Here is a 15,552-nt window from a genome sequence, read left to right as displayed (position 1 = left end):
GGGTCGGACGGGGAGGTGCCGGGGTCCTCACCCGAGCCGGTGCCGGGGTCCTCACCCGAGCCGGTGCCGGGGCCGGTCCCGGGCTCGGTCGTTCCGTTGGAGGTCACGGTGACCACGGTGGTGGCCGTCAGCGGGGCGGCGCCCTTGACGGTGGCCGTGGCCGTCACGGTGTAGGTGCCGGCCTGGGCGAAGACGTGCTGGGCCTGGGGGCCTTCGGCGGTGCCGCCGTCACCGAAGTCCCAGGTGACGGTGGCACCGGACTGGGAGGCCGTCGCGGTGAACGAGGCCGTGTGGGGCGCGGCGCCGCTGGCGCTGTTGACGGCGACGTTCAGCGTGCCCTGGGGCTGTTCGGGCTGCGAGGGCAGCGTCTTGGAGAGGGTGAACGTGTCCAGGACGCCGCCGTCCGTCTTCACGAGCTTCGCGGTGAGGTTGCCCTCGACGACATTCACGTCGAGGAAGCCGTGGGCCGCGTCGTCGCGGATGACGCTCCAGGACGGGCGCGACGTGGCGAACGTGCGCAGGGTGGCGCCGCCACCGCCGACGACGAGGTAGGGGATGCCCGTCTCGCTCTTGCCGGCCTCGGCGTCACCACGCATGGGCTTGCTGCGCTCGTAGTCGTGGTCATGGCCGGTGAGGACCAGGTCCACGCCGTACTTCTCGAACAGCGGGCCGAACTGGCGGCGCACGGTGAGCTGCGAGCCGTGCTCGCCGCTGGACCAGGACGGGTGGTGGAAGAAGACGACCTTCCACGGCTGCGTGGTGGCGGCCAGGTCCTTCTCCACGAACGCCTTCTGCGCGGCGAGCGTGCACTTGCTCGCGGACGCCAGGCCCACGGCGCAGTTCGAGTCGATGGACACGAAGTGCACGTGCCCCCAGTCGAACGAGTAGTAGCGCTCCGAGCCCTCCGCGTTGTTGGTGGGCAGGTAGAGGTTGTCCAGGTAGGGCTGGGCCTGGTTGGTCACGTACTCGTGATTGCCGGGCGTGGCGAACATGGGCACCTGCGAGAGCAGGGCGGCCATGGGGGTGAAGAGGTTGGTCTGGAACTCGGTCTCGGTGCCGGACGCGTAGGCGTTGTCACCCAGGGCGACAAAGAGCTCCGGCTTGTTGGTGAGCATGGAGGCGGCGACCTTCCTCTGATCGCTGCCACCGGTGCCGAAGTCACCCACCGCGGCGAAGTGCACGCGCCGCGTGCCGGGCACGGGGGCGGTGCTGAAGGTCTTCGCCGGGGTCGTCTCACCGCAGCCGTCCACCGAATACGTATAGGAGGTGGCGGGGGACAGGCCGGTGAGGACTACGGCATGGATCTTCGCGGTGGCGGTGGATTTGGCCGTCTGGCTGGTATTGCCCACGCCGTAGCGCACCTGGGCGCTGGAGCAGTTCGAAGACAGGCGGAATGCCACGGTGGCGGTGTCGGGGCCCACCTTCTGAAGGTAGGGATCACGCGGCAGGGCGAGCGCGTCACACGAGGCGAAGCCCCCCACGAAAAGGGCAGCCAGGGCAGTGAGCGAAAGAAACTTCGTCCGGTCCATGAATCCTCCGGCCCGAGACATTCGGGACGGGGGCGCAACCGTTCATCGTTCAACGATCATCCAGGAATGAGGCGTTCGGGGGTAGGCAGAGGAGCGGGCGCCCGGTGTGGCGGAGAGACAGACGAACAGGCCTGCGTCGCATGTTTCAGGGAAGGCGGAAGCAGGGTGGCGCCTTGCGGCGTCCGGAGGCTGCGTTACCCCTGAAGACATGACCGAAGTCCACTCCCAGACCCGAGAGTACACCCTGCCTGCCGGGTGCCCCGTGTGCGAGTCGGACCTGCCGGTGCGGGTCACCGCGACCGGTCCGAACGCGGTCTGCACGCACTGCGGCTGGATGGGGCGCCCGTTCATCACGGTGACGTACGACGGCCTGCGCGTGTCGTACGATGACGCCGCGCGGGCCTGAGCGCCGGCGCGTCGACCCGACCGTGCCCGATGCGACTCAAGACCTACGATGACCTCACGTGGGAGGCCGAGCAGGTCTTCCTCCACGACACGCCCTTCACAGGGTCCGTCTACGTAGAGTCCAGCTCGGGCATCCCCATCGAGGAAACCTTCTACGTCGATGGCTTGCGGCAAGGCCCCGAACGCGGCTGGCACGAGTCCGGGCTGCTCGCGGAGGAGGTCTACTACTGGCGCAACCGGCGGCACGGGACCTCACGTGCCTGGCTCGCTGACGGCACGATGATTGAAGACTGTGTCTACCTCTACGGCGTCTGTGTGGTGGAGCGGCGCTGGAGCCACTCGGGGCAGCTGAAGGAGGACTGGCGAGCCTCACCGGATGACGCGATCTTCGATTTGATCACCAGGATACGGGAGGCGTTTGGCGACGGGCCTCCTATCGATTGGTGACGCGCACCCCCTGTGCTTGCGAAATCGAATTCGCTGGGACGGAGCGACACGGAGGACCCTGGAGTTGTTCGTCGGATAGGCTCGGGTCGAGCCCTCCGGAGGACAGATGTCGGCGACGCGGGTGGAGCAGACCGTCTGTGGGGATTGTGGCCGAGCGGTCGACCTGTACGGCGGACAGTCCGCGAGGCACGGCCTCCGGTACTGGGCTGCCTATCGGTGCGAGCACTGCGGCGGTCAGCTGGAGATGGACGGCATCGGGATGCCGCCTGAGTCGTTCCGTCAGGCCCTGCTCCGGGAAGAGGGAACGTGGGGACTGGACGTCCAGGCGTTGGGCGCTCACGTGGTGCTGGCCCTGAAGTGTCTGCGGGCGGAGCTGGGGCTCACCCTTGCCGATGCCAGCGCCCTGAAGGCCCGGATCCCCGGGGTCGTGAGGGAAGGGACCCGCGTGGAGATGGAGTGGTTGAGGAAGCTCCTGGGCGCGAACGGTGTCACGTCTTCCGTGGTGAGAGCGGGGCTCGATGGGAGTGAGTCCGGAGAGCCAGTCCCGTGACAGCCCAGAGCCGAGACATTCTCGTGTTCGAGCAGCGTCCCTTTGAGCTGATGTCCGTCCAGGGAACAGGTTTGTTTGACCCGAGGCAAGAGGGGCTGGTGCCCCAATGGGTCTCGACCGGGTGCTACCGGGGATTCGACTGCGTCTATCGGATCGATGAGAAGCTGCTGTTGCTCGAGGCATTCAGCATCGGCCTGAAGCCGCTGGATCGGCTGAAGGTCAAATATGGAAAGGGGAAGGTTCTTCGAGGGCAGCAGCCCCACCTCAAGGAAGACGCGTTCCTGGCTGTCTACGAGCAGCTCGGATGGCACGTTCCGTTTACCGGAGGCCTGGTGGTGGCGCGTGACTTCATTCCAGGGCTTGCATCTCGATCAGAGTCCGTCGTGAGCCGGGTCTTGTCGCCCATCTGGATGTTCAGCGTGGTGCATGAGCTCCACTTCGTGGAAGGCCAGTGGACCGAGTCTTTTGATTGCTCCAGTGCCATGGATGCCCTCCGGCATCGCATTGCAGCGGAACCTGATGGGGACGAACACGAGATTCATCGGTTCCTCGCGAACACGTTCCGTCGGAGCTATCGCGGTCTCGAGTGGTGAACCGGGTCTTCTCGGAGGGTGGATGGATGTCCTGACGCTGTCCCTGGAACGGAGCGTCCTGTGTTGGAGGGCATCCGCTTTTCGGACGTGGCATTCGTGTGGAGCTTCCTCGATGGAGAAGGCGGCCCTTCACACGGCTCGCCGCCTCGTGTCCGTGTGGAGGGTGCTCCTGCACTCTTCGCGGCATGACGCCGGGCGTGTATGGATGCGGGAGGCGATGTCCCGAGCAGGGGTGCTCCATGAGACCGGTGTCCTTCCCTGTAGCGATTCACTACGACGATAAAGACTGGGTCGTGACGTTCGCTTCGACCCGAGAAGAGCTCCGACCCCTTGGAGAGCCTGGATTCATCGAGGAGGACTCGCTGCGCACCGCGGGAGGCCGGGAGTTCAACTGGGCCTTCGAATCAGCGAGCGGGCTGCGCTTCAGTCTGCGCTGGAGTGAAGCGATGGAGTATGCGGTCGTCGTCGCGGATCCTCCGGACCCGTCCGCGGCTGTCGCCGCGCTTCGCTCCCTGGGCCTGAACGCAACGTTCACGACGCGGGAGCTGCCGGAGCACCGCCACCTCCAGCGCCGGATGGCGCTCGGGTGTGTCTGGCTCTTCACGGGGGAGGGCGCCGTCCAGGTGACCGCAGTTTTCTCCCGGAAGGCCCTGGCGGATGCGTGGCTGGCGAAGATGCAGCTTTCTGGAGAGCTGGTTGCGTACCCGCTGGACACGTCCGTCTACGAAGCCGAAAGGCACTGGGGAATACCGGAGGTGCCCCAGCTGGGGCCCGAAGGCATCCAGCGGTTTGTCGGACGGGTGGCCGAGCGCTACGCCTATCGGGACGGGAAGCCCGTAACCTCAGGCGCGTCATCCCCATGAACGAAGGTGCCGCCTATTGGTATACGACCTGCTCCAGGTGCCGTGGCCAGGGGCGCCTGTTCATCATGCGGGAACTCAAGAACGGCACGCTCTATTTCCATTGCGAAGAGTGTGAGTGGGGCTGGAGGGAACCGGCGACCGTGGGGGACGTGACCGCCGGCTTCCTGACCTTGGAGGATGAGGCCGACGCGAAGCTGGCGAGCCGTGAAGAGATTGAAGCAGCGGGCTGGACACGGTTCGCCGCGCACGGTGTCGAGGCGTGAGGCGGAGCAATCCGGAAATGAGGAAGTGATGATGTGCTCGGAGTGCACTGGTGAGCTTGCCTTGGTCGGCGTGACGAGAGGCACGGACCACTTCCGGTGCTTGGGGTGTGGACATGACGTCCATGCGCTATCAACGCCGCGCCTCGGGCCGGAACGGCGGTTCCGAGCGGTCATACGGTGGAAAGACGAGATCTTGAGTTTCGCTGAGCTGGAAAGCCTGAGGAAGATTGCCCCTGAGGCGAGGGCCATCCCTGCTGGTGAGATCTGGGAGCGGTCAAAGCGGGAGGGGTGGGTGCTGGGCGAGTACATGGAAAGCCAGATTGACGCCCTCTGGAATCAGGCTCACGAACTTCAGCTTGGGTTGGACTTTGTTCTGGTGTCAGAGCCTGAGCCCGAGGTGCGGCCGGTTTGCATGTTTGTGGTCTGGAAAAAAGCGAGCCCTTCCCCCGAAGAAATCGTTGCATTGCGCAAGCTGTCGGAAGAGGCCGCGAACATGCCTGTTTCAGCCGTCCTGAAGAAGGCCAGGGAAGGCGAATGGCTGCTGGGGCGCTTCTGGCCAAACAGGCTACCTGAAATCGAACGGCGGGCGATGGAGTTGGGGCTTCAGCTTCGGCGCGAGTCTTGAAGCCTGCATGTCTCCAGCGTGAATGGAAAACTGTTGCGGCTTGTGCGTAGGGCGAATGTGCGAGCCTCACCCTTGGAAAACGAGTGGGACAGGAGGTGGTGGAGATGGCGCCCATTGATGATGTGAAGGCCTTTCTCCTGCTGCATGGGCTGGACACAGAGCGGACCGCTTATGGCTTGCGCGGGGAGCTGGAGTGTGGGGGGCGGAGGTATCTCTATAAAATCGGGAGAGCGAACGACGGTGGGGACGACGTGAGCGTCCGGCCCCTTCCTGAGGGGCTCACCTGGTGGTTCTGGCGCGAGAACCTCGAGGGGATTGCCAGGCTGCTGCTGGATGCACGTGCGCGGGTTGAAGAGGGACAGGCGAAGTCCTGGCTGGAGGCCCTGCGCCATCTCGATTCGACGATGAGTGCTCTCTGGCCGGACGACCCTGATGCAACGTGAGCGCTGGGCGAACCATGAGAAAAGTGATTTCGAGAGGTGAAGCATTTGGGCTGATCTCGCGGGCCCGAGAGGCTCTGTGTGACAGGGTTGCTCTGCAGGAGGTGATGGACGACTCCCAGGCCAGCTCAGTGGAGGAGGCGATCCAGGTCCTTTACCGTGGCGTCACCAACGGTTTCCTGTCGCAGGTCTGCGAAGCGATCTTGGGGGAAAGGTCGAGGTCGTGGGGGAGGCAGAGGTCCTGTTGCCCTGTCCGTGCTGTGGCGGCCGGACGCTGACGGAGCGGTACGATGCGGTGGTGGGAACGGGGTACGACATCTGTGACCACTGCCGCTGGGAAGATGATGGAACCGTGAGTGATACCGTCCACAGCAGCGTCAATAGGGGGGGGCCATGTCTCAATATCGGGAGCAGATTCGAGAGGAGTCGAACTACTTCTACCGTGAGAAGTGGAGCCAATAGATGTCGAGTTCGGACGGGTCGCGGTGGTCTTGCGAGGTGTCCCCATGAACCTGGCGCGCATTGATAAGTATGTCGGGGACTCCGAGTTCGACCGCGCCTTCCTGACGGAAGTGGCGAACGCATGGACGCGATCTGGGGGCACGTGTGCGACGAAGCCGCGGCCAGAGTCGCCGTAGGTATCTTGTATCTGGAAGTTGTTGCAGATACGCCCTTCACTTCTTCGTGCGTTCGCGCTGCCTTCCGGGTTCCTTGTTGTTTTTGACGGGAATGAAGTCGTGTCGGTCCTCTACCCAGAATGCAAAGCGCTACTGGGGTGATGCTATGCTGCATGGGCGCTCTGAAGGCGTTAGAGCGTCCTCGACACGAAATGTTGCCAATCGCCGTGTTCGGAAAGAGCGTGTCGACTTGCTGAGAATATGTGCGAGTTATTTCGCTGTCGGTCGATAACTGGTCCGGAAACCGAAATCGTGAGGAAGAGACGAACGAGCCGACCTGGGAACAGGTCGAACGCGCGTTTCGGTCATTGGATGCCAGGCGGCACACCATGCTGACGCTAGAGGCCGATGAGGAGGATAACGGCCTGATTGTCGGGGGCGGTGGCGGATTGTACGTGGTGACAGTGCACCGTTACCCTGAGATTTTCACGCTGATGTTAGCCGAGACGGATGACGGCGAGACGGTCCGTTTGACCACTGGAGGGCAGGAACGCATCTTCCCCAAGAACCTGTGCGTAGGAACTGCGCAGGCTCTCCTGGCGATGCGTCGTTACTTCGAAACCTGCGAGCTGGAACCGTCCATGCGATGGATTGCGGAGCAGGCGGCGCAGTTGACGTAAGGCGCGGACCCTCCGCTGCTTGACGTGTTGCTTGATGCGCAGGTAGTACCCGGATGGGGTGGCTGGGATACTTTCGCGCGGGCTGTTCCCCTCGAGCCACAGAATCTTACTGGGAGACCGCGTCATCAAGATCAAGACCGAAGTACTCAGGCAGGTCTGCTGGGATGAGTGGACGCTGGCATATTGCATTGACGTTGAAGATCGGCCGAGAGCCTATAGCGAGCCGCAACGGGTGTTTGCTGAATACTTCAAGCTGTCGGATCCGGATGTTTTCCTGTTCAAGACAGCGCGTGAATTGTCGCTGTTTTGCGGAGAAAAGGGGATCGACCTCCGTCGAGCATTCAGTTCGGATGTCGTGGCGGCTGTCAGGGTCTTTCAGTGTTACTTTCGCCGCGGTGTCATGATGGAACGGGGCGGCCTCTCTGAGCAGGTCGCAAGCGAGCGGGGAGCGCGTATCGACGAAGGGTACTACCCAGTGATGGAGGAGGAGTGCGTCCGTTGGACCGTGTTGAAAGGGCGAGGACGTCGCTTCATTATCGAGAGGGTCATTCTCCGCCTTCCCGCACTGGAGTTGGATGTCGTCGAGACGCAAATCTTGAAGGCAAAGGCCGGCATTGACTTTTGAGGCGAATGTACCGGTCGAGGTGAGAGAAGTCAGGCCAGAGGCGCAAGGTCCGGCAAAATACCGCCGGTAAGGGACGAATGCGTGCGAATCCCCGGTGTGGAATTCCCGTGTGGAGTGTGTGGCGCCTGGTCCGACGATAATGAGTCGTGCTCCGCCTGTGGTGCCAAGATGCCTCCGGATGACTCTCTGGATGGGGTCTTTGTTCCCGGGTTCGATCACATCCCCGCGGAAGAGCAGGATGCGGCCATGGAGAAGGCTGCGGAGGCCCAGGCGCGTTGGATCGAGCGGCTCCGCCATGAGCAGGAACTTCGTCAAACCGAACCGGGCTATCCCGCTGACGATCGGACACGTTCATGGACGCCTACGCATCGGGTTCGGGGCGACGATGTCTCGGAGGGATGCCTCTTGATGGTTCTGCCCAATGGCCAGTCGTTCACCCGAGAGAGCTGGGAGGTCTATCGCGCTTGCCCGGTTCAGTGGTCAATGTACTTCAACTCGCCCTGGGTGTTCTGGCGTGGCGTTTGGTATCTGCATGGAAGCGCAGTGCCAGCAGGGACTGTCGTCGAGGTGGGCGTCACGGATGACACCGTCACATGATTATCCAGCGCCTTCTTGGCATAGACCGGAGCCTTTTCAGTGATGGGCAAGCGCACTGAAGCCCGGGACTACATTCGGCTCGTAGTCTCTGAGTGGGTTGAGGGTCCACACCGCTCCAACGTGTTAGCGGCGGCTGCTCAGATTGTTGACGAAGGGGACGGAGCGTCCCTGTTCGATGCGCTGAGGAAGCAGGTCGGGCTTCACGCAGAAGACTACGAACTCGTGCGACGCCTCATGTTGCTTCTCGAGGCTGCCATGGATGTGGAGCCGCGTGTCGCGGGATATTTGATGGCGAGGCTTTATCCTTTGGCGGGCCGGAAGTATGCGCATGATGTCTACAATGCTGTTGAGTTGTGGATGGATGCGAGTGACTCGATGGCCTTGGCGGATGCCTTGATGGCACTGAGCGAGGAGCCGGTGCGGCCCTTGCTCCGGAAGTGCTACCGGGAATGGGCTGAAGGGATAAAGAAGAGAGCGTCGGGAAAGCGTACTGAGTAGGGCGCTGGGTCGATTGAATGGAGAATTGGGACATGCAGGTCGCGGATGTTTGGTCGTCGCGTGAGGTGTGCCTCCTCGCACTGTCCGACTTCCTGGGCGCAACGCTTCAGCTTGTCCAGGGCAGTGAGCGCGTCGGAAACGACGCGGCCAGCGCTACGGTCCGGGACTCCATGTCACCGTCGCGCCCTGGAGGGGTGATTGAACATGTGGTGCATTTGCAAGTGGCTCAGGTGGAGGGTGGCGAAGTTGAGGTCTGGGCCCTTGTTTTCTTTTTCGTGGAGAAGCGGCGTGTGGCCCCCGCGGGCCAGTGCTTCTTGACTCTTCAATGGGAAAAAGGACGCTGGACCTCCCGGCGGTGGGAGGCGGATGTCTATGGAGAGTGGACTGGCCTTGAGACCCTCGACTGAGGGGTTTGCTTCGAACGCGCCCAGCCACGGGAGGCTCAATGCAAGTTGCCGGTAGGTGTCGGGTTCGGTCACCCGAAGTAGATGTGGAACGGGGCTACTACGAGGTAGTGCTTGGCGACATGTGGCAGTAGCCCTTGACGAAGGCATTTCGTCGACAGGGAACTCGACCAGAGCCTGAGCCGGATTACTCCATGAGTGGAAGTTGTCTTGAGTGTGTGCGTGATTGGTACAGGGATACAGGCTTGGGTGACCTCAGTACGGCAGTGCAAAAAGCACGCGAAGAGCGCCGGAAGATCGAGCAAGGACTCGCGGATTGATACTCGTGCCTATCGAAAGCCATGCGATATGGACGCGGAATGGAAGAGCCCGGGCCCCAACCCTACCCAGGTGAGCTCGCGGCCGCTGGCTTCTTCACGTCAGCGGAGGTTGGAAATGGTTGAGCATGATCGCCCCAGGATTGCGGACTTCAACGACATCGTCGCGGGAGGGGCGGTGTCCGCTGACAGGGAGCTGCGATGGTGAGTGATGAGTCACTTCGAAAGAAGCTTCGGTCAGACGATGAGTTCGTGGTTCTCAAGGGACTCGCGGAGTTGGGGGGGATTGTGGATTTTACTCCTGCCGACGATGTCTTGGACCTGGCGATGGGGTATTTTCGGTACTTCGACTCTGAGTGGAGGCGTCAGTCGGTGTTCAGTGTTTCCCTTCACTGGTCGTATGCTCCCTCGCTCCCCTTGTTGATTGAATTGATAGGGAAGGAAGACGATGAAGACGTTCTTGATCTTTCGATCATGGCGATCGCGCACATGGGTCGAAATCATGAGGGACTTCGATGTGATGTGCTTCGTGTGCTGAAGGGACTCGTTGATGATCGCACCCGGCCGAGTCGGGTGTGGGGATTGGCGTATACCTGCGCCAGACGAATGTGTGGTGAGTTGAAGCCTGTTGAACATGCTCGGGGGATTGGAGATCCGGAGAGCGTGAGGGTCGAGGCGAGCTGGTTTGATTCGGCTCTTCTTCAATATGGATGTGGCGGGAAGCCGTGATGGTGAATCCCAGGCGAGCAGTGATTGAGAGTCTGGCCGAGGGCATTGGCAAGACCCGATGGGGCGACGACGAGGCGACTCTCAAGGACCTGTTTCCAGAGGCCAGAATCCAGCGCCGACCAGGAGTCGGCGCACCTCTCGTCATTCCGAACATCCTGGAGGGGGCCGGCGGCGTGGGGGTGAACGGATACTTCTTCTTCGGTTCTCGGGGGGTTGATTTTGCTGTTCTTACAGAAGTCTATGATGATGAAGATGGGGTGGATGTTCGCCCCTGCGTTCACTCGCTCGCACACCGCTTCGGTTTTGGGCCCATCAGTGACTCGACCAGGCAGGTATGGGTGGTGCACGGCGTGCAGGTCTTGCTCCTATTCCTATCCCCGAGCGAGGAGGGAGACGTTCCTCTCGAGTTTTACCTGAGAGTGAACCGCCCAGGGGTCATCCAGTCCGACTTTCGAATCTTTGAAGTGGCCCCCTCGCCCCCAAGGCGGGATCCAAGGGAGGCGCGTCCACCGCCGCCCGCATGGGACCACCCTGCGTTGACTGCCCCCGTCCGGCCAGATCGCTACGTTGTCTGCCCGTTCTGTGGAAAGGCCTTCAGTCTCGCCGACAAAGACCGCTGGAATGGCTCGCGCCACCTCTCCTGTGGACAGCGCCTCCAATTGGAGCAGGGCCAGGGCTCCTGACGGGACGTGTGTCTACCGGAGTCCGCGGGGCTGGTTCCGCATGTGCTGCATCCCGGCTAAAAGGGAGGCATGGAAAATTGGGGAGGTCGACGATGAGTGGTGCGCAGTTTGAGTCGTTGGGGCGAGTGTTGCTTGCGGTGGATGAGGATAGGATCTGGGGGTATGCGTTGTATATGCATGGCGGTCCGCCTTGGTCGGAAGATGCTGAGTGTATGTTCTTGGAGCGGGATGTCTATTCGGGAGATCTCCCTGAAGCGGCGGCCAGTAATGGGTTGAGGTATATTCTGTCGGCGTCTCACGTTTTTCAGGTTGTGAATAATGCTCGCCTTCAGCGGCCGGATGTCGATGCTGCTGGGCTTGTTGAGGCGTTGAGTTTCTACTTCAGGAATGATGCCTTTATTGTGTTTTGAGCTGGTTTCGCCTCTCGGGGACGAGCTGTTGGGCTGGTGATAATGAAACGCCCGGGCCAGCGCATCCATTCGCGCCAACCCGGGCTCCAATCCCATCCAGATGAACCGGCCTACGGCTTCTTCACGTCGTAGGACACCAGTTCCTCCAGGCGTTCTCCCTCCTCGCGGACCTTGCCAACGCCGGGGACCAGCCAGTACAGACGCTGCTTCTCCTCCTTCACCTCGCCGTTCTTGTTCAGCTTGTCGCGCTGGACCTTGATGGCATTCGTGAACGTGCCCGCGGGCGTCGTCACCGTGACGTCCTTCTCCAGCACCTTCCAGACGTACGTCGGATCCTTCCCCTCCGTTCCTCCCGCCGCGTAGGTGATCAGCTCGCGCACCTTGTCCTGGTGCTCCCAGGGCACGGAGTCCGGCGTCGCCGCCAGGGACTTCATCATCGCCGGGGACCAGGTCGTCGCCTTGGAAGCCAGACCGTCCGTGACGTCCTCCTCGCGCAGGCGCACCACCAGGCCGTTCGTCAGCTCCAACTGCCAGGAGTTCTCTTCGTAGACCGTGCCCGAGTTCGTGCGGTCCTGCCGGCTGTGCACCTTCACGGCCGTCATCGTCGTGTTCGGCACCGTCTCCGGACCCTGCACCGTCACGACCTTGTTGAAGACCCCCTCCACGTCATCCGTGATGCGGTAGGTCCACGTGGTGCCCGTGGTCAGCGGCCAGAGCGTCGTCAGCTCCGCCTGCTGATCCGGCTTCGTGCCGCCGCCCGTGCCCGGGTCCACCGCGTTGCCCGGCAGGTCCACCGTGCCGTCAGGGTTCGTCGTGGGCGCGCCCGGATCATTCCCCGTCGGCAGGCTGCCCCCGCCACCACAGGCGGCGAACGCTCCGCACGCCGCGAACAGCACCGCCAGCTTCCTGAACTTCATACCGTCTCCTCCCGCGCGCCCTTCGCGCTCACCGCCGTCCACCGCAGGCCCCGCAAGGGCGCCCCTTCCGTCCGTCCCAACGCCGCCGCCAGGCTTCCAGGCTCCGGCTCCTCCACTTCCAGCTCCACGCGCCGCGCGGAGAAATCCATCGCGCAGCTCTTCACCAGCACGTTGCGCTCCCCCAGCGCCGTCCTCAGCGTGGCCTCCGCTCGCACCAGGTCATCCGCCTGCGCGGACACCAGCAGCCGCTGCTTCGCCTCCTTCGTCGCCACGGCCTTCTTCTCGAACAGGTCCAGCACGAAGAGCAGCACCGCCACGAACCCCGTGCCCACGAACGCCAGCACCAGGTTTCCGTGGCCGCATGCCATGCCCAGGCCAATCACCAGGAACAGGATGGCCGCGTCGCGCGGGTCCTTCAGCCCCGAGCGGAACCGCACGAACCCGCCCAGGCCCACCAGACCGAAGGCCTTCGCCACGCTGTTGCCAATCACCGCGGTAATCACCGCCGCCGCCGCGCAGAGGAGGATCTGCGCCTGCACCATCTCCACCTTCGGCAGCGGCTTGCCCAGCACCACCCGCCAGGGCCGCGACGACAACACCGCGCCAATCAGCGCCGACGCCACCAGCCGGGGGAGGATGGCCCCCATCGACAGCGCCTGCAGCTCCTGCTCCACGTCCTGGAACAGGGCACCGAACGGACCCTCCATGGGCGTCATGCCTCCTGCCGCCCGGCGTCCACTCCCAGCGTCTCCGCCAGCGCCCGCGCCGGCCGCTGCGCCTGCTCCAGCGCGCGGGCGTGCGCCACCACCGCGTACGCGTTGCGCAGCACCGGCATCTTCCCGGCCTGCTCCTCCAGGATTCGCTCCAACAGCGCCCGCGTCTCCGCCACCAGCGGCAGCCCGCGCATCGACGACACCACCGTCGCCGGCCACCGGCGCGCCGCGGAGGCCCGCAGCTTCCACGCGGCTGGCGAGTCCATCCCGTCCACGGAGTCCAGCGCCTCCTTGGTGGACTGCGCGCCCCGCTCACGCATCGCCCAGGCCCGCGGCGTGTCCACGCCGGTCAGCGAACGCAGCACCAGCTTCAGCGCGCCCTTCTCCAACTGCTCGCGCAGGCCCACCGCCACCGGCGTCTCCAGCCCCGTGGTGCTCTTCAGCACCGCCAGCCGGTCGTGCGGAATCAGCGCGTCGCGCAGCGCCTCCGCGCGCTCCGTACTCAGGCCGCCCAGGCTGCGCGCCACCTCCGAGTACAGCTTGCGCTGCATGCCCGCCTCGCGGACCACCCAGGACTCCTCGCCGTCCACGCCCACCAGGCCCAGCAGCACCGCCGCCAGGTGGCCGTCCTTCAGGCCCCGCTCGCGCAGCGCCCACGCCTCCGGCGAGTCCTGGCGCTTGAGCCCCTCCAGCACCGCCGCCGGCGCCTGCGCGTACAGCCGCTGCCGCAGCGCGTGCGAGCGCGGGGACGTCACGAACCCCAGGCCCTCCGCCACGTCCGCCGGCACGCTCGCCGACAGCACGTCGCGCAGCGTCCACGCCGTGTCGTCATCCAGCCCGTTCAGGCTGCGCGCCACCAGCCCCGGCAGCCGCTCCGCGTATGCCAACCGGCGCTGGTGCGCGGGCAGGCCCGGGATGCCGTTGAGCAGCCACGCCGCCAGCTGCGGCTCGCGCGCCTCCAGGCCGTCCACCGCCTGGAAGAAGCGCTCCTCCACGTCGTCCACGCACACCGCGCCCGGCGTCGGCGGGGGAGGGGCGGGGACCAGCCGCTGCACCGGCTGCTCACGGCCCTCCAGCCGCGCGACCACCGCGTCCACCAGGCGCTGCTCCAGCACGCGCAGCGGCTGATCATTGTTCTCCAGGATGATCCACCGCGCCGGGTCCTTCCGGGCCTGCGCCAGGAACGCCTCGCGCACGCGCACCGCCAGCCCCGCGCCGACGAGGCCCTTGCGGCTGTCCGCGTCGTTCACCTTGCCGCTCTGCACCTTGCCCAGCCGCTTTCGCAGCCGCGCCAGGTCGGGGTCCACGTCCACCAGGATGACCAGGTCCGGCCACAGCCCCTGCGACGCCAGCTCACAGGAAGGCAGCAGCTGCTCCTCCTTCAGGCCCCGCCCACCGCCCGTCAGCGCCAGCTGCGAGTAGAGGTAGCGGTCGGTGATGCACACCTCGCCCCGCTTCAGCGCGGGCGCGATGACCTCTTCCAGCTGCTGCGCGTCGCGGGCCAGGTTCAGGAAGAACTCGGCGCGGGGGCCCATCTCCAGCAGCCGCGCGTCGCGCGTCAGGTCGCGGATGCGCCGCGCGGTGGGCGACTGCAATTCGCCGCCCTCGCGCGCGTGCGCGACCTTGTAGCCCAGCCGCTTCAGCCGGGACGCGAGCAGGTTGGACAGCGTCGTCTTGCCGCTGCCGTCAATGCCTTCGAAATCGATGAACACGGTGCCCTAACCCCCTACGACCCCAACGCCACCTGATGTGAAGGCATGCACCCGCGCCATGCCCTCCGCGAACTTGCTGTACGCCGACGCGCCCCCCGGATTGAGGGCCGACAGCCACTCGGGCAGCGCCGCCCCGAGGTGCTTCACCTCCACCACCACCCGCGAGTCCTCCCACACGGGCAGCCCCAGCCGCTCCACCGTCAGCGACACGGGCGACAGGGCCAGCTCCGGCGATACGGCGTGGAAGCCGATGTCCCGGTCCACCGTCACGCGCCACTCCTGCGACACCTGGTACACGTGCCGCCGGTACGTCACCGCCAGCACCGGCGACAGGCTGCCCCCCGCGATGAGCGGCAACAGGCTCACGCCGCCCTTGATGGCCCGGCCCAGCTCCGCGCGAGGCACCCACACGCGCCGCTTCCGCGTGAGTCCGCCGCGTTCGAGCTTCACCTCCAGCACCACGCGCTCGCGCCCCGCCGCGCCCACGTCCGGCGAGTACTCCTTCGTCCTCACCTTGAGGCAGTCGTCCGGCGTGAGCAGCGCGCGCTGGGCCAACGGATGGCCCGGCTTGTCGAAGTACACAGACACGATGCGCGTGGGCGGCGGCAGGTACCCGCCCAGCTCCTGCGACAGCCGTGCGCAGACCGCCTTGGCGTCCGGGGCCTCCAGCACGCGCTTGAACTCACGCCGCAGCTTCGTCACTTCCCCTTCAGCGAATGAGATCATCTCCAGGTGTCTCCTCAACGGAAGCGGGTGGCGAGCTGCACCGACAGCTCGAGCGCGGGCGCCACGTCCCCCGGCCGGAGCGCTCGCTCCGCCTGGACCTGCGCCTTGAACGAATCCGCCAACAACACGTTGAAGCCCCCCGTCACCGAATGCCCTTCCGCCTGGATGCCACCCTGCAATTGCAGCGCCTCCGCCCCCACCACCGGTTG

At 64.5% G+C, this 15,552-nt stretch carries 20 protein-coding genes and 1 pseudogene; 15 read left to right on the top strand and 6 right to left on the bottom strand.

Annotated elements, in window-relative coordinates:
- A partial coding sequence (locus D7Y21_RS34710) for a metallophosphoesterase (RefSeq protein WP_121717963.1) occupies nt 1–1,529 on the bottom strand: 1,529 nt, incomplete at its 3' end.
- A gap of 208 nt (nt 1,530–1,737) precedes the next feature.
- On the opposite strand from D7Y21_RS34710, the gene D7Y21_RS34705 reads away from it, so the two are divergent.
- The 15 genes from D7Y21_RS34705 (at nt 1,738) to D7Y21_RS41595 (ending at nt 11,275) form a co-directional block, all read left to right on the top strand.
- A complete protein-coding gene (locus D7Y21_RS34705) occupies nt 1,738–1,935 on the top strand; it encodes a hypothetical protein (RefSeq protein ID WP_120568406.1) in 198 nt (65 codons plus the stop codon).
- 29 nt (nt 1,936–1,964) lie between these two features.
- Complete coding sequence (locus tag D7Y21_RS34700) at nt 1,965–2,381, top strand: toxin-antitoxin system YwqK family antitoxin (RefSeq protein WP_121717961.1); 417 nt, start codon at nt 1,965–1,967, stop codon at nt 2,379–2,381.
- A gap of 106 nt (nt 2,382–2,487) precedes the next feature.
- Nucleotides 2,488–2,931 (top strand): hypothetical protein, encoded by a 444-nt coding sequence (locus D7Y21_RS34695; RefSeq protein ID WP_120568404.1) that lies wholly within the window; start codon nt 2,488–2,490, stop codon nt 2,929–2,931.
- On the top strand, nt 2,928–3,524 hold the full coding sequence (locus tag D7Y21_RS34690) for a hypothetical protein (protein ID WP_121717960.1): 597 nt from the start codon (nt 2,928–2,930) through the stop codon (nt 3,522–3,524). The genes D7Y21_RS34695 and D7Y21_RS34690 overlap by 4 nt, the downstream gene beginning before the upstream one ends.
- 293 nt (nt 3,525–3,817) lie before the next feature.
- Nucleotides 3,818–4,387 carry a hypothetical protein gene (locus D7Y21_RS34685; RefSeq protein ID WP_233612394.1) on the top strand — a complete coding sequence of 190 codons (570 nt, stop codon included), beginning with the start codon at nt 3,818–3,820 and terminating at the stop codon, nt 4,385–4,387.
- Complete coding sequence (locus tag D7Y21_RS34680; protein ID WP_121717958.1) at nt 4,384–4,650, top strand: hypothetical protein; 267 nt, start codon at nt 4,384–4,386, stop codon at nt 4,648–4,650. The genes D7Y21_RS34685 and D7Y21_RS34680 overlap by 4 nt, the downstream gene beginning before the upstream one ends.
- 193 nt (nt 4,651–4,843) lie before the next feature.
- Nucleotides 4,844–5,275 carry a hypothetical protein gene (locus tag D7Y21_RS34675; protein WP_147443357.1) on the top strand — a complete coding sequence of 144 codons (432 nt, stop codon included), beginning with the start codon at nt 4,844–4,846 and terminating at the stop codon, nt 5,273–5,275.
- 104 nt (nt 5,276–5,379) lie between these two features.
- Complete coding sequence (locus D7Y21_RS34670; protein ID WP_147443358.1) at nt 5,380–5,718, top strand: hypothetical protein; 339 nt, start codon at nt 5,380–5,382, stop codon at nt 5,716–5,718.
- Nucleotides 5,719–5,938: 220 nt separating this feature from the next.
- A complete protein-coding gene (locus D7Y21_RS43700; RefSeq protein WP_199735554.1) occupies nt 5,939–6,241 on the top strand; it encodes a CPCC family cysteine-rich protein in 303 nt (100 codons plus the stop codon).
- Between the two features lie 354 nt (nt 6,242–6,595).
- A complete protein-coding gene (locus D7Y21_RS34660; protein ID WP_121717955.1) occupies nt 6,596–7,012 on the top strand; it encodes an Imm1 family immunity protein in 417 nt (138 codons plus the stop codon).
- 58 nt (nt 7,013–7,070) lie between these two features.
- Nucleotides 7,071–7,637: a hypothetical protein gene (locus D7Y21_RS34655; RefSeq protein WP_147469458.1), complete on the top strand. Its 567-nt coding sequence runs from the start codon at nt 7,071–7,073 to the stop codon at nt 7,635–7,637.
- 639 nt (nt 7,638–8,276) lie between these two features.
- Nucleotides 8,277–8,732, top strand: a complete 456-nt coding sequence (locus D7Y21_RS34650; protein ID WP_147469457.1) for a hypothetical protein — start codon at nt 8,277–8,279, stop codon at nt 8,730–8,732.
- A gap of 32 nt (nt 8,733–8,764) precedes the next feature.
- Nucleotides 8,765–9,139, top strand: a complete 375-nt coding sequence (locus D7Y21_RS34645) for a hypothetical protein (protein WP_121717962.1) — start codon at nt 8,765–8,767, stop codon at nt 9,137–9,139.
- Between the two features lie 515 nt (nt 9,140–9,654).
- Nucleotides 9,655–10,182 (top strand): hypothetical protein, encoded by a 528-nt coding sequence (locus D7Y21_RS41600; RefSeq protein WP_147469456.1) that lies wholly within the window; start codon nt 9,655–9,657, stop codon nt 10,180–10,182.
- Between the two features lie 775 nt (nt 10,183–10,957).
- Nucleotides 10,958–11,275, top strand: coding sequence for a hypothetical protein (locus D7Y21_RS41595; protein ID WP_147469455.1), 318 nt, complete (start codon nt 10,958–10,960; stop codon nt 11,273–11,275).
- 110 nt (nt 11,276–11,385) lie between these two features.
- Here D7Y21_RS41595 and D7Y21_RS34640 read toward each other — a convergent pair whose 3' ends face one another.
- The 5 genes and pseudogenes from D7Y21_RS34640 to D7Y21_RS34620 form a co-directional block, all read right to left on the bottom strand.
- Entirely contained in the window at nt 11,386–12,192 is an 807-nt protein-coding gene (locus D7Y21_RS34640; protein WP_121717953.1) for a hypothetical protein, read from the bottom strand.
- Complete coding sequence (locus tag D7Y21_RS34635; protein ID WP_120566546.1) at nt 12,189–12,899, bottom strand: DUF4956 domain-containing protein; 711 nt, start codon at nt 12,897–12,899, stop codon at nt 12,189–12,191. Before D7Y21_RS34635 ends, D7Y21_RS34640 begins: the two co-directional genes overlap by 4 nt.
- 5 nt (nt 12,900–12,904) lie before the next feature.
- Nucleotides 12,905–14,617: a dTMP kinase gene (tmk, locus tag D7Y21_RS34630; RefSeq protein WP_121717952.1), complete on the bottom strand. Its 1,713-nt coding sequence runs from the start codon at nt 14,615–14,617 to the stop codon at nt 12,905–12,907.
- 6 nt (nt 14,618–14,623) lie between these two features.
- Entirely contained in the window at nt 14,624–15,343 is a 720-nt protein-coding gene (locus tag D7Y21_RS34625) for a VTC domain-containing protein (RefSeq protein ID WP_120566408.1), read from the bottom strand.
- A 14-nt stretch (nt 15,344–15,357) separates the two neighbouring features.
- A pseudogene (locus tag D7Y21_RS34620) lies at nt 15,358–15,552 on the bottom strand (hypothetical protein); the annotation flags it as partial.

Origin of the sequence: Corallococcus sp. AB045, from assembly GCF_003668895.1 — a bacterium.
In the GTDB taxonomy this organism is placed as follows: domain Bacteria; phylum Myxococcota; class Myxococcia; order Myxococcales; family Myxococcaceae; genus Corallococcus; species Corallococcus coralloides.
Note: the sequence above shows the minus strand (reverse complement) of the source record. Positions and strands in the feature narration are given on the sequence as shown.

What these genes read in the sequence shown, in the direction of transcription:
- D7Y21_RS34645 (WP_121717962.1), top strand. Translation starts at nt 8,765, where the DNA reads ATGCAGGTCGCGGATGTTTGGTCGTCGCGTGAGGTGTGCCTCCTCGCA.
- D7Y21_RS41600 (WP_147469456.1), top strand. Translation starts at nt 9,655, where the DNA reads ATGGTGAGTGATGAGTCACTTCGAAAGAAGCTTCGGTCAGACGATGAG.
- D7Y21_RS34650 (WP_147469457.1), top strand. Translation starts at nt 8,277, where the DNA reads ATGGGCAAGCGCACTGAAGCCCGGGACTACATTCGGCTCGTAGTCTCT.
- D7Y21_RS34680 (WP_121717958.1), top strand. Translation starts at nt 4,384, where the DNA reads ATGAACGAAGGTGCCGCCTATTGGTATACGACCTGCTCCAGGTGCCGT.
- D7Y21_RS34625 (WP_120566408.1), bottom strand. Translation starts at nt 15,343, where the DNA reads ATGATCTCATTCGCTGAAGGGGAAGTGACGAAGCTGCGGCGTGAGTTC.
- D7Y21_RS41595 (WP_147469455.1), top strand. Translation starts at nt 10,958, where the DNA reads ATGAGTGGTGCGCAGTTTGAGTCGTTGGGGCGAGTGTTGCTTGCGGTG.
- D7Y21_RS34705 (WP_120568406.1), top strand. Translation starts at nt 1,738, where the DNA reads ATGACCGAAGTCCACTCCCAGACCCGAGAGTACACCCTGCCTGCCGGG.
- D7Y21_RS34695 (WP_120568404.1), top strand. Translation starts at nt 2,488, where the DNA reads ATGTCGGCGACGCGGGTGGAGCAGACCGTCTGTGGGGATTGTGGCCGA.
- D7Y21_RS34635 (WP_120566546.1), bottom strand. Translation starts at nt 12,899, where the DNA reads ATGGAGGGTCCGTTCGGTGCCCTGTTCCAGGACGTGGAGCAGGAGCTG.
- D7Y21_RS34670 (WP_147443358.1), top strand. Translation starts at nt 5,380, where the DNA reads ATGGCGCCCATTGATGATGTGAAGGCCTTTCTCCTGCTGCATGGGCTG.
- D7Y21_RS34700 (WP_121717961.1), top strand. Translation starts at nt 1,965, where the DNA reads ATGCGACTCAAGACCTACGATGACCTCACGTGGGAGGCCGAGCAGGTC.
- D7Y21_RS34640 (WP_121717953.1), bottom strand. Translation starts at nt 12,192, where the DNA reads ATGAAGTTCAGGAAGCTGGCGGTGCTGTTCGCGGCGTGCGGAGCGTTC.